General features: G+C 45.1%; 11 protein-coding genes. 7 read left to right on the forward strand and 4 right to left on the reverse strand.

What is annotated here, in order from left to right; translation table 11 throughout:
• Positions 1-14: 14 nt before the first annotated feature.
• Complete coding sequence (locus RTJ53_RS09410; protein WP_312276734.1) at positions 15-1,676, reverse strand: electron transfer flavoprotein-ubiquinone oxidoreductase; 1,662 nt, start codon at positions 1,674-1,676, stop codon at positions 15-17.
• A 551-nt stretch (positions 1,677-2,227) separates the two neighbouring features.
• Here RTJ53_RS09410 and RTJ53_RS09415 point away from each other — a divergent pair.
• From RTJ53_RS09415 to RTJ53_RS09430, 4 genes are all read left to right on the forward strand, one after another.
• Positions 2,228-2,941 (forward strand): DUF1285 domain-containing protein, encoded by a 714-nt coding sequence (locus RTJ53_RS09415; protein WP_312276735.1) that lies wholly within the window; start codon positions 2,228-2,230, stop codon positions 2,939-2,941.
• Positions 2,942-3,130: 189 nt separating this feature from the next.
• Complete coding sequence (murI, locus tag RTJ53_RS09420) at positions 3,131-4,000, forward strand: glutamate racemase (protein WP_312276736.1); 870 nt, start codon at positions 3,131-3,133, stop codon at positions 3,998-4,000.
• A gap of 128 nt (positions 4,001-4,128) precedes the next feature.
• Positions 4,129-5,136, forward strand: coding sequence for a DUF4062 domain-containing protein (locus tag RTJ53_RS09425; protein WP_312276737.1), 1,008 nt, complete (start codon positions 4,129-4,131; stop codon positions 5,134-5,136).
• A 186-nt stretch (positions 5,137-5,322) separates the two neighbouring features.
• A complete protein-coding gene (locus tag RTJ53_RS09430) occupies positions 5,323-5,583 on the forward strand; it encodes a hypothetical protein (RefSeq protein WP_007115866.1) in 261 nt (86 codons plus the stop codon).
• A 115-nt stretch (positions 5,584-5,698) separates the two neighbouring features.
• Here the strand turns inward: RTJ53_RS09430 and RTJ53_RS09435 are convergent, their stop codons facing one another.
• A complete protein-coding gene (locus tag RTJ53_RS09435; RefSeq protein WP_312276738.1) occupies positions 5,699-7,084 on the reverse strand; it encodes a lytic murein transglycosylase in 1,386 nt (461 codons plus the stop codon).
• A 267-nt stretch (positions 7,085-7,351) separates the two neighbouring features.
• Positions 7,352-7,882 carry a peptide-methionine (S)-S-oxide reductase MsrA gene (gene msrA, locus RTJ53_RS09440; protein ID WP_312276739.1) on the reverse strand — a complete coding sequence of 177 codons (531 nt, stop codon included), beginning with the start codon at positions 7,880-7,882 and terminating at the stop codon, positions 7,352-7,354.
• A gap of 254 nt (positions 7,883-8,136) precedes the next feature.
• On the opposite strand from msrA, the gene cmoA reads away from it, so the two are divergent.
• Positions 8,137-8,910: a carboxy-S-adenosyl-L-methionine synthase CmoA gene (gene cmoA, locus RTJ53_RS09445; RefSeq protein ID WP_312276740.1), complete on the forward strand. Its 774-nt coding sequence runs from the start codon at positions 8,137-8,139 to the stop codon at positions 8,908-8,910.
• A 48-nt stretch (positions 8,911-8,958) separates the two neighbouring features.
• The gene (cmoB, locus tag RTJ53_RS09450) at positions 8,959-10,011 is read left to right on the forward strand and encodes a tRNA 5-methoxyuridine(34)/uridine 5-oxyacetic acid(34) synthase CmoB (protein ID WP_312276741.1); all 1,053 of its coding nucleotides are present in this window, start codon (positions 8,959-8,961) and stop codon (positions 10,009-10,011) included.
• Between the two features lie 79 nt (positions 10,012-10,090).
• Here cmoB and RTJ53_RS09455 read toward each other — a convergent pair whose 3' ends face one another.
• Positions 10,091-10,309, reverse strand: coding sequence for a DUF2788 domain-containing protein (locus RTJ53_RS09455; protein ID WP_007117392.1), 219 nt, complete (start codon positions 10,307-10,309; stop codon positions 10,091-10,093).
• Positions 10,310-10,575: 266 nt separating this feature from the next.
• Here RTJ53_RS09455 and argS point away from each other — a divergent pair, with 266 nt between their 5' ends.
• Entirely contained in the window at positions 10,576-12,393 is a 1,818-nt protein-coding gene (gene argS / locus RTJ53_RS09460) for an arginine--tRNA ligase (protein ID WP_312276742.1), read from the forward strand.
• Positions 12,394-12,453: the final 60 nt, after the last annotated feature.

Genomic DNA, 12,453 nt, shown 5'->3' on the forward strand with positions numbered 1-12,453 from the left:
TTTTTGATACATCATTACATATTTGGGTAGTTTGGACCACCACCGCCTTCTGGCGTGACCCACGTGATATTTTGTGAGGGGTCTTTGATATCACAAGTTTTACAGTGCACACAGTTTTGTGAGTTGATTACAAATTTTGCGCCGCTGTCACTTTGTACCACTTCATATACCCCTGCTGGGCAGTAACGCTGTGCGGGCTCAGCAAAGATTTTGAGGTTACGCTTAATTGGCACGTCTGGATCGGTTAATTTTAGGTGACAAGGTTGATCTTCAGCGTGGTTGGTATTGGAGATAAACACGGAAGATAATTTATCAAAGGTCAGCTTACCATCGGGCTTTGGATACTCAGGGATATAAGCGTGGTCTGCGCGCTCAAGCACATCGTAGTCTGGCATTCTGTCACGAATAGTCAGTGGCATTTTACCCTTAAATATATTTTGCTCTAGGAAGTTGAAGGCACCGCCCATCCAGATACCCATGCGGTGCATCGCATTTGCGAAGTTACGCGCTTGGTACATGTCGTTGTAGAGCCAGGATGCTTTGAATTTTTGCTCATAAGTTGGCACTTCGTCATGTTGACGACCGGCAGCAATCGCTTCATACACGGCTTCAGCGGCTAACATACCTGATTTAATGGCGGTATGAGTACCTTTGATTTTTGCTGGGTTTAGGAAACCTGCATCGTCACCCACTAACACACCACCGGCAAAATACAGTTTTGGTAATGAGTTTAAACCGCCTTTGGTCAAGGCACGCGCACCGTAAGATAAACGTTTACCGCCTTCTAAAATATTGCGAATGAGCGGGTGGGTTTTTAGACGTTGTAACTCATCAAATGGCGATAGGTAAGGGTTGTGATAAGACAAGTCAATCACCATACCAAATGACACTTGGTTGTTTTCATCAAAGTATAACCACCAACCACCGTTACTATGCGTCTCGCTAAGTGGCCAACCTGAACCGTGTAGCACCATGCCTTCTTGGTGTTTGGCAGGGTCAATTTCCCAAAGCTCTTTTAAGCCAATACCGTAGTGCTGTGGGTCTTTGCCTTCTGATAGGTTAAAACGGCTGATTAAACGTTTACCTAAGTGACCACGGCAGCCTTCAGCAAAAATGGTGTATTTTGCCAGTAGCTCATACCCTGGCTCATAGCCTGATTTTGGTTGACCTTCGGCATTGACGCCCATGTCACCCGTCAATACGCCCCGAACAGAACCATCTTCGTTGTAGAGAATTTCAGCGGCAGAAAAACCTGGGAACATCATCACTTCAAGCTCTTCGGCTTGGGTAGCTAACCAACGCACAAGGTTACCCAATGAGATAATATAGTTGCCGTGGTTGTGCATTAAGCTTGGGACGATTTTTTCTGGCAATTCGCGGTATTTGTTCTCATTTTTGAGCATGTAGACGCGGTCACCTTTGGTTTGCACGCGAACGGGCGCACCTTTTTCTTTCCAATCAGGAATCAGTTCAGTCAGTGCGTTAGGCTCCATGACTGCACCTGATAAGATATGGGCACCAAATTCTGACCCTTTTTCAACGATACACACGCTAAAATCAGGATTGCCAGCAGCAATGGCAAGTTGACGTAGACGAATTGCCGCAGATAGACCTGAAGGTCCACCACCCACGATAACTACGTCAAACTCCATTTGCTCGCGTTCGATGTCTTGCATACAAACTCCTTAGAAAAATAAAATTCAGTGATGACAACTTACTTAACCTTGCGCGCATTGGGTTAAACAATGCGCTTCTTCAGCTTATATCTGACAATTTATCAACATAAGTTGCATCACGATGATTTTTGCAAGGCTAGTGATCTAGAAGGTTAGCCTTTGATTATCAGTTCATTAAATAATTGCTGGCGCAGGCTGGCAATGTTATCAATGGTTTTCTTGATTTTAACATATAATGAATCGTTATATGAATTCAGAAAAAATACTACTTAGTATAATAGATTAACTGTTTAACCACCTAATATTTTTGCAGGAGAAAATTACTGCCGGACTTAATTTATCGTATCCAATCTGGCTTGTCTTATGCTATCTATCACCTTTATATACAATAAATCGACACAGCTACTAACAGCGACTATTTGAAACCCAGCGTTGAATTGACTACTATGTACCACAAAGTGATGTCAACACAGCGCATCATGGCATTCATAAACCCATACAATACTCTAAATCCTAATCTAAATAAAAACTAGCATAATATGAGCCAAAAAATGACTAATACTGATACTAATAATGTCGCATTTAAACCTAACTTTGATACTAGCTTTGATATAGGCGAGCTAAGCCAACAAATCGAGCAATCGGTCGCTTTGCAAGCGTTAGCAACCGCAAATCATCCGACACGCCAGATTCCACCGCTTGAAAAATGGCAACCCAAACTCAGCGGTACGATGGATGTGGTGGTCAAAGCCAATGGTGAGTGGTGGCATGAAGGCAGTCAAATCACCCGTCCACTACTCATTGATCTGTTTGCCAAAGTGTTGTGGTCAGAGGTTGATGACAACCATCACGTTGAGTATTTTTTAAAAACCCCTGTTGAAAAATGGCAAATCCAAGTAGAAGACGCGCCACTGCTAGTGAATCAAGTGGATGTCATTAACGAGCAATTTGGTGATACTACCAAACCGGTGTTGCAGTTCACTACCACGCAAGGCGATGTGGTGATTGCTGACGAGCAGCATCCGATCCGTTTGGGTCTGCCATTTACCCATGCTAGCCAGCATGATGCTGGCTTACAGCAAAAACAAGCCAGCCAACCTTATCTGTTGGTGCGCCAAAATGGTGACTCAGCGCTATACGGACTCATTCATCGCAATGTGTTTTACCATTTGATTGAACTGGGTGAGTTGGTAGAGGGCGAAGAAGGTACGTCATTGATTTTGCACAGTGGTGATAGCACTTTTACCTTGACGATGACCCCCTAACTAGCTGCTTTAGTCAAATTTTGATAGCTTGTGAACCAGCGAAGTGACGAATTTGCTGTCAAATTCGGCAACTGCATTTTTTTGTAGTGAGCGTCTAAAAATTGGTATAAGATAGTGGTCTATTTTATGGGTAGGCGATTATTTTGCGGTTTAAAATAGCAACACCCTGCGAGTTGGACTGATTAGGCTATGGTAGAGTTAGCAAGCGCGCCGATAGGCGTATTTGATTCTGGGTTGGGCGGATTGTCAGTATTGACCCATTTGCAGCGACGCTTGCCTTTTGAACGTTATATCTATCTCGCCGATACCCTGCATGTACCCTATGGCTCACGCAGTGAAGCAGAGATTCGTGAACTTACCTTGCAGGCAGTGGCATGGCTACACTCGCAAGGCTGTAAACTTATTGTGATAGCTTGCAATAGTGCTTCTGCGCATGGATTACAGGCGGCAAGGCGGCAGTATCCTCAAGTGCCGATTGTCGGCTTAGTCCCTGCATTAAAACCTGCGGTGATGCAGTCGGCGACCAAGCAAGTCGCGGTGTTGGCAACCCCGGCGACCTTGCACGGGTATTTACTCAATGAAGTCATTGAACAAGTTGCCAAACCGCAGCAAGTGACTGTCCACAAATATAGCTTTAACAGCCTAGTGCCTTGGGTAGAATTGGGTATGCCAAGCCATCACCCAGCGGTGACTGATTTAGATCACTTGCTAAGTGAGTTACAGGCTAAAAAGGTAGACCAATTGGTACTGGGCTGTACCCATTTTCCTTTTTTTAAAGCCTATTTGGCACAGCGTATCGACGAGCTGATGACCGATCAAGCTATGGGGCAAGTGGCATTGATTGATTCAGGGGATGCCATTGCCAAACGGGTGCATGATTTGCTTGAGCAAACCAATCAGTTTGCCTCTCATAAAGAGCAACCACGGTTACAGTTTTATGCCACCGCCAACTTACCCACTACTGAGCAGGCAGCAACCCGTCTGTTGCAGCGGTTTTTGCCCGAGTTGGGGATTGATTTTTTTACCTTGTGTGTGACTCAACATAGCGCAGTGAATTGAGCTTGTTGGTTAGTTAGCATGGCTTTTTACCCTTTTAGCTTTTAACGATTTAACTTCTAACGATTCAGCTTTTAACCCTTTACTTTTTTAATTAATTGCGTTCATTAGAGCGTTATGGAGAAGATAGCATGTCTCAAAAGAAACGTTATCATATTCATATCTCTTTGGTGAGAAATGAAAATGTCAACTTAGAGAACGCGCTAGAGTATGCGCTATCGACAGATTATTTTTTGACTTGGGATTTGCTTGCGACCCATACCAATTTTGTTGAGTACAGCCGCCAGCAAATCGACCAATGTGATTATATGATTTTTATTTTGGGCAATGATTACGGTCATTTAAGCCTATCCGGTGTCAGTTATCTGCACTTATCTTATATCTACGCGTCTTCAAAACGTGTGCCGATGATTGCGTTAGTCAATACCCAGCCGAGCCAACATGAGCTATTACGTCAACGGTTGGATCTGTTTAATTTGGTGATTAAAGAACAAGGTTCGCGCGCCATTCATTTCGATCAGACGCATGATGGTGTGCCAGACTGTGTTCGAATGCTTGAGGAAATCAAAGAGAAGTTTCCGCGGTCAGGTTGGGTCAAAGACACCCATCCATTGAGGACGCTACCGACAGACGCTAGTAGTGATTTAAAGTCGGTTTTTGTCTCGGATAGATTTCATATCCGTAATAGCGTGGAACCCACCTTAACTGCCAGTAGTCTAGAGCGCGATCAAAAGCCGCCTGAACTTGAAGTCAGACCGACCCAAGTCACGCCAAAAGAGCTCAATGAAGCGTTATTGGTCAACTACACCGCACACGCGTTTGAAGGCGGCAACTTGCAAGAAATCAGCGCGGCTTATACATTTAGCTGGGGCGATATTGTGCAAATGCTACAAGCACTACCGCAGCCGTTTACCAGTAATATGATGCTGACCCAAATTAATGATGCCCTCAAAGATGCTGCGATGGCAGAGGCGCTCAAAATCTCACCCAAAATCCATGCCGTCTCTCGCTGTCAAATCAGTAATATCGATTATCAATGGATCAAAAGCCAACTGGTGAAAAAACAATGGTTGGTCTCGGTCAAAGAAGAGCGAAGTATCCGCGAGCTGTGGCAGATTAACATCATTGTACAAGCTTAATCCATCGTTTTTCACACACCTTTTTTAGTGTTTTATGCAAGAATTTTATACCAGCTTTCACCAAGCCATGATTTACTCATGTCATGATAATGTTATACAGACCTGCTAACTAGCGTCACATTTGTTTGTGTTATGATAATCTCACAACATACATAACGATAACGAGAATAAAAAGAGGATAAAATTATGAGCAATCATGTGACCCAACAAGCAGACGATCTTGAAAACAACATCAATCAACTTGAAGATACCATGCACGAAGCCCAGCAGTTTCGCACCCTTGAAGAGCAAGTCGAAGACATGAAACGCCGTGGCATTAACCCACGTGATAACTTCAAAAAATGGGATGAAGACGAAGAGGACAATTGGGGCAGCAATTCAAAAGGCGAAGTCAAACCGATCCAAATGGATGATGGTGAAGAGCCCACTCCACCACCTATTGTATAAGGTTGTACCATGCGCGGATATTAACAAAACCGTATCACTATCAACAAAAAACCCTTAATGTCAACATTAAGGGTTTTTTATTGGGCGATTAGAAAGGTATGATTAACAGGAAACACTAAGGCGTTGTCACCCCACCTTGTCCATTGTCAATACGATAGTAACTCGTGCGCCCATTGGCGTCGCGTATCACTTTAGTCGGCGTGGCAGTAACCGTTGAATTCGGTACAGACTGGTATCGAACGGGCGTTTGGGTCGGGTATTGGGTTGGGTACTGAGCATTGCCTGTTGGCTGAGTCATTAGCATACGGTAGAGTTTCATACCCGCGCGACCATCAGGGTTGACATTTTGCTGACGCTGAAAGTCTTGAATGGCATAGCGTGATTTATCGCCAATCATGCCATCGACTTGACCAATATCATACCCACGATTAAGCAGTGCTTGCTGGATTTCACGGGCTTGACGGCGGCTAATACCGGCATCATCCGTTGGCCAAGGGGTGACAAAGCCGACATTGCTAGTACGGTTTTGGCTAATCATATCGGACAAATGCGCAATCGCTAGCGCGTAGTTCTCTGACGCATTATAACTATAAAACGCATCGAAGTTTTTACCCACTAAGAACGCAGGGCCTTTAATACCTGCAGGTAATAGCAAACCTGCACTATCAAGGCTAGAGGGTAGCGGCTGACCATTGGCAAGAGTCAGGCCTTGACTGCGCCAGTAGCTCATCGGTTTTTTGGCTTTGCGGTTGCTATCTGCCCAGAACCCTGCGGGCAACTTGACCTCAAACCCCCAAGGCTCGCCCGTGCGATAACCTGCTTTATCCAAGAAATTGGCCGTTGATGCGAGCGCATCAGCTTGGCTGTTGACCAAATCTTTACGTCCATCACCATCAAAATCTTGCGCCAAGCGTAAGAAGGTACTTGGCATAAACTGGGTTTGCCCAAACGCCCCTGCCCATGAGCCAGTCATATCACCACGGCGGATGTCACCATTTTGCAAGATACGCAGCGCATTGGCGTATTCCGTGCGAAAGTACGACTGACGACGGTCAAAACAAGACAAGGTCGCTAATGACTGGATTAAGTCTTTTTTACCCAGCTGCTTACCAAAGTTCGACTCTACCCCCCAGACGCCGAGTACATCCGTCCCTTTCACGCCATAGCGCTGCTCGATGCGACTTAACGTGCTTTGCAGTTGGTTTTTTGCATTGATACCGTCTTGCACACGCTCTTCATCGACCAGACCTGAGAGATAGTCCCACACTTCTTTTTGAAACTCAGGTTGATAGTTGAGCGAGACAATCACACTAGGGTCAGGCTCAGTTGGGCGATATTGTTCTAAAGTGCTGGCTACACCGCGAAAGGTGCTACTGTTTTTGAGATTGGATAAACACCGTTGAAACTGGGCATTGCTAAGATTAGGCGGTGTCGGTGCGGCATTGGCTTGGCTAATCATCGCCACGCCTGCCAGCGCCATAAAAATCGGAAGTAAACGCATAACAAACCTTGAATAGTGACAGATAAAGACATCAACAAACGGTGTGAATTTTGACTAATTCAAGGGTATAAAAAAAGCTTGCTTAGTGAAAGGAGTAAATGCATTTAATTACATTTTTTCACATTGGGTGATAAAGCGTTAATTTTTGCACGGTTGCGGTAAGTCCAATTATTTAACGCGAAAAAATTGGGCATTAACAGTATAAAGCCCAATTTTTGAAAGCATTAATACAGTGCCAACAAAGTATTAATACTGTATGGATACGGGTTATTGTTCAATCATAAAACCGCTAAAATATTGTTTGAGCTTGGCAAGCTTGGGCGGAATCACAAAGTTGCAATAGCTTTGGGTCGGGTTGTTGGCGTAATAATCTTGGTGGTAGTCCTCGGCAGGGAAAAACTGCGCAGCAGGATGCACTTCGGTCACCACCTTGATGCCTTGCTCATCACGAAGCTCACCAATCACACGGTCAATGGTCGGTTTTTGCTGCTCTTCATCGGTGTAAAACACCACAGAGGCATATTGTCTGCCGACATCATTACCTTGACGGTCTTGTGTTGTTGGATCATGGGTGGCAAAGAAAATATCCAATACCGTCTCAAGCGGAATAATGCTGTCATCAAAATCGACTTTAATCACTTCGATATGACCGGTATCACCGCCACAGACGGCTTTGTAGTTGGCGCTTACTTCATCACCGCCCATATACCCTGATGTGACATCGGTCACACCTTTGACATGGCTAAATACGGATTCGGTACACCAAAAACAGCCACCGCCTAAAATAATCGTTTGCATAATAGTACCTTTTTATGGTTATCTCATTGGTTTGATATAAGGGTTAAAATAAATTATTAAAAGTAAAACCGGTGAAAATGTTAGAATAGCAAAGTTTACTCGTCATTCAAGTTAGGCAATGTAAACCAAGTTTCCGCTATCTAAAAACCTGACAGTTTAAGCGTTTCTTAATTGTGTCATTGTTGAAGCGAGCATAAAACTGTCAGCGATACTAAGTCTTAGTAACGCTAAATCAGCCATAGTGAGTCAGCCGCATGAGTCAGCCCCAAGCCAAACCACCCCACGATACCTTATTTACCACGCCGCTAGATGCCAATGCGCGGTTTAGCTTTGATGAGCAAGTGGTGGCTTGTTTTCCCGATATGATTCGCCGTAGTGTGCCTGGGTACGGACAGATGCTCGCCATGTTGCCGATTTTTGCCAAACGTCATTGCCAGTTTCGCCAAACCAATAGCGACGGCAATAAAGTCAGCCGCGTCTATGATTTGGGCTGTTCACTCGGGGCGGTGAGTTTTGCGCTCGCAGGCGAGTTTGCGCCGCAAGATCTGCAAATCAAAGCCATTGACATCTCAGAGCCGATGATCGCCAAAGCGCAAAGTGTACTGATGCAGCATTATCCTGAGCATGATATCGAGCTGATTTGTGCCGATGTGTGTGAGGTGACGTTTGAGCGGTGCGATATGATTGTGCTCAATTTAACCTTGCAGTTTTTATCTCCTGACAAGCGCGAGCAGTTACTCAAACGCTGTTATGATGCGTTGGTTGAAGGCGGTATTTTGATTTTGACCGAAAAAACCCATTTGCTCGATGAAGCGGACGATGCGTGGCGTGTTGAGCGGTATTATGATTTTAAACGCGCCAATGGCTATAGTGAAATGGAAATCAGTGGTAAACGCAATGCGCTGGAGAATGTACTTGTCACCGATACCCTCGATTTTCATCATCAGCGTTTAGCAACGGTGGGGTTTGACCGCCATTTGACGTGGTTTCAGTTTTTAAACTTTGCTTCGATTATTGCGTTTAAGTGATGATTGCCCTTAAACAATGAAAACCTGTCAATCCTAAAAGAGTCCACCATGAATGCTACCATCAAAACTGCCGAAACCGACGTCTATCTTACCTTGCTGCAATTGGCGGAAAAATACCCAGTTGCCAATGCATGGCTTGCCCAGTTGCCCAACTGGCTGGCTACTATCAAAGATAAATCACGCTACGCCCATGCGCCCTTTTATCAATCGCTCATTGAGCGCTTGCCCGTGGTTGACACCGCGCAAGTAGACTTAAATCAACACTGTATCACCGCAGCTTTTGATTGGCAAGACAATGAATACAAGCAAACCCATGCGCTACTCAAACGTTTGATGCCTTGGCGCAAAGGCGGTTTTTTACTGGGTCGAGGTGACCTGCAAATCCATATTGATACCGAATGGCGCAGTGATTGGAAATGGGATAGGGTATTGCCGCATATCAGCCCACTTCACGGCAAACGCGTGCTAGACGTGGGTGGCGGTTCTGGTTATCACGGCTGGCGTATGGCGGGCGCAGGGGCAAGCACGGTGATTGTGATTGACCCATCGTGTCTGTTTTATCACCAGTTTATGGCGATTCGGCATTTCGTCAGAGACGCTGACCGTAACGATTTTGGACGCAACACGGTGCACTATGTGCCCGTACCGCTTGAAGCCTTGCCCAATCCTAGCTTGACTAGCGGGCAAGCAGGTCTATTTCATACCGTGTTTAGTATGGGCGTCCTGTATCACCGCGCGTCTCCGTTTGAGCATCTTGAGCAATTATACAATCAGCTAGCAAAAGGCGGAGAATTGGTACTAGAAACGCTGGTGATTGAAGGGGATGCAACATCCGTGCTAGTGCCAAGCGAGCGCTATGCACAGATGAATAACGTGTATTTTATCCCATCTGTTGCGGCACTGTCGCTGTGGCTGTACAAAGTAGGCTTTGTGGATGTGCGCTGTGTCGATGTGGATGTGACATCGACGGATGAACAACGCAAAACCGACTGGATGGATTATCAATCTTTAAGCGATTTTCTTGACCCCAATGATAGCAGCAAAACCATCGAGGGCTATCAACGCCCGACTCGTGCGGTGATGATAGCCAAACGACCGTAACAATACATGAACAAGTAACATGGATAATGCAGTTTGGGGTAATGGCTTTTTAGGCTAATGAGGTTTAGCGTAGGGTAGTTTAAAGCGTCCTACTAAAATACCACTCCAAGACCATTTTGATAAGAAATCCAAAAAAACCGCCGCCCAATGCCAAAAAAATCCAAAATGTGCCTTGCTTGCCGGCATTGTTTTTCTTGGAAATATCGTACATGATAAAAAATAAAAACGCGATAAAGATAGGCAGCAGCACATACATGCCAAGTTTGGTGATTAACTCACTAGAGACTAAAACAAACATGTTATTATCCTATTATTGTCATCGGACATTACAAAATTTTAGCGCATATTATACGCCAAAAAACCGCGTTTCCTTGTAATGGCATGTATCTTTTGACAGGATTATAATGAAAAAACCATCAAAAATTGGTATATTGAACGCCAAAATCCATGCCTATCGATTGTGAGCGAGTGATAGCCTCAAATCAATGGTGATTCATTGATTTATCGTGCTTTTTTAGCTACCAATCCTGCAACAAAACCTGTGAGCCAACAAAGAGAATTTCCATGTCAGAACAACAACCCGTCATTTCGCAAGCCTTAGCATTAGTGGTGGAATCACTAAAACAACAGCAAATTTTGCCAATCGATTGGGTTGATAACAGTACCATCAGCCGCACTAAAGACCAAGCGCACGGCGATTTTGCCAGTAACCTTGCGATGATAGCTGCCAAGACTGCCAAGAAAAACCCGCGTGAACTGGCACAAACCATCGTGGCGATGTTGCCTGCCTCGGATATGATTAGCAAAGTTGAGATTGCAGGACCGGGGTTTATTAACTTTTTCTTAGATGATAACGCGCGTTTTGCTATCTTAGACACCATTATGGAGCAAAAAGGCGACTTCGGTACATCCGAAGAATTTGCCGGTCAAAAAATCCAAGTTGAGTTTGTCTCTGCCAACCCAACCTCAAGCCTGCATGTGGGTCACGGTCGCGGCGCTGCGTTTGGCATGAGTGTGGCCAATTTACTAGAAGCCGTCGGCTATCAAGTCGGGCGGGAGTATTATGTCAATGATGCGGGTCGTCAGATGGATATTTTGGCAACCAGTACCTATTTGCGCTACCTTGAGCTGTGCGGTGAGCCAATTGTATTTCCCACCAATGCGTACCAAGGCGATTATGTCAAAGATATTGCCAAACCCATCAAAAAACAGCATGGCGATAGCCTAAAAACCGCTTGGGAACATATGCTACTCAATGTACCTGCCGATGCCGATTACCAAATTGATGCCAACGGCGAAAAAGTATGTGTCTCAGGTGATAAAGAAGCCCATATTGACGGGCTGATTGCCAATGCCAAAGCCAATTTGAGTGATAACTATCAGATTTTTCATGAAGCCGCACTTAGTACCATCTTGGCAGATATCCAAGATGATTTGGCAGATTTTAACGTCCATTTTGACCAATGGTTTAGCGAAAAATCAATCCAAGATGCCATTGTGCCTGCTTTGGAATTATTAGAGCAGCGGGGGTTTTTATACCAAAAAGACGGCAACTTGTGGTTTAAATCCACCGAATTTGGTGATGAAAAAGACCGTGTCGTCCGCCGTGCCAATGGTCAATTTACTTATTTTGCCTCGGATATCGCCTACCACAAAGATAAGCTTGACCGCGGCTATGACAAAATTATTGATGTGTGGGGCTCAGACCACCACGGCTACATCAAACGCGTGAAAGCGGCGTTGACGGCGATGGGCTACGATGCCCAGCGTATGGATGTAATTTTGGTGCAGTTTGTCACGCTGTGGCGCGGTACAGAGCAAATCCAGATGTCATCACGCTCAGGTCAGTTTGTGACCTTACGTGAACTGCGTCAAGAAGTCGGCAATGATGCCGCGCGCTTTTATTATGTCGCGCGTAAACCAGAACAGCACATCGACTTTGACTTAGAACTTGCTAAATCGCATACCAAAGATAATGCAGTGTATTATATTCAATATGCGCATGCGCGTATTTGCCGGGTGCTTGAGCGTACTGAAGAGCGCGGTATTAAAGTCGATGACAAAGCCGGCAAAGCACACCAACATCTGTTGACCCAACCTGTTGAAACGGATTTATTGAGCGTACTGGCTTCTTACCCTGAAGTGTTACGCCGTGCTGCAGTCAACTATGAGCCGCATTTATTGACCAATTACCTCAAAGATTTGGCAAGCTTGTTCCACGGTTGGTACAACGACAACCGTATCTTACCCAAAGATGGCGAAACCCCGACCCAAGACGAGCTTGACTTGATGCAAGCGCGTCTGCGGTTATCAAAGTCGGTACGCCAAGTGATTCAAAACGGCTTAATTTTGTTGGGATTAACGGCACCAACCAGTATGTGATATGATTAAGATACGCTAAAAACGCTGTAATATTACCGTATCCGATGTCGTAGGAGATGA

Origin of the sequence: Moraxella sp. CTOTU46711 (assembly GCF_031975715.1) — a bacterium.
Taxonomy (GTDB): domain Bacteria; phylum Pseudomonadota; class Gammaproteobacteria; order Pseudomonadales; family Moraxellaceae; genus Faucicola.

What these genes read in the sequence shown, in the direction of transcription:
- RTJ53_RS09410 (WP_312276734.1), bottom strand. Translation starts at nt 1,676, where the DNA reads ATGCAAGACATCGAACGCGAGCAAATGGAGTTTGACGTAGTTATCGTG.
- RTJ53_RS09415 (WP_312276735.1), top strand. Translation starts at nt 2,228, where the DNA reads ATGACTAATACTGATACTAATAATGTCGCATTTAAACCTAACTTTGAT.
- murI (WP_312276736.1), top strand. Translation starts at nt 3,131, where the DNA reads ATGGTAGAGTTAGCAAGCGCGCCGATAGGCGTATTTGATTCTGGGTTG.
- RTJ53_RS09425 (WP_312276737.1), top strand. Translation starts at nt 4,129, where the DNA reads ATGTCTCAAAAGAAACGTTATCATATTCATATCTCTTTGGTGAGAAAT.
- RTJ53_RS09430 (WP_007115866.1), top strand. Translation starts at nt 5,323, where the DNA reads ATGAGCAATCATGTGACCCAACAAGCAGACGATCTTGAAAACAACATC.
- RTJ53_RS09435 (WP_312276738.1), bottom strand. Translation starts at nt 7,084, where the DNA reads ATGCGTTTACTTCCGATTTTTATGGCGCTGGCAGGCGTGGCGATGATT.
- msrA (WP_312276739.1), bottom strand. Translation starts at nt 7,882, where the DNA reads ATGCAAACGATTATTTTAGGCGGTGGCTGTTTTTGGTGTACCGAATCC.
- cmoA (WP_312276740.1), top strand. Translation starts at nt 8,137, where the DNA reads ATGAGTCAGCCCCAAGCCAAACCACCCCACGATACCTTATTTACCACG.
- cmoB (WP_312276741.1), top strand. Translation starts at nt 8,959, where the DNA reads ATGAATGCTACCATCAAAACTGCCGAAACCGACGTCTATCTTACCTTG.
- RTJ53_RS09455 (WP_007117392.1), bottom strand. Translation starts at nt 10,309, where the DNA reads ATGTTTGTTTTAGTCTCTAGTGAGTTAATCACCAAACTTGGCATGTAT.
- argS (WP_312276742.1), top strand. Translation starts at nt 10,576, where the DNA reads ATGTCAGAACAACAACCCGTCATTTCGCAAGCCTTAGCATTAGTGGTG.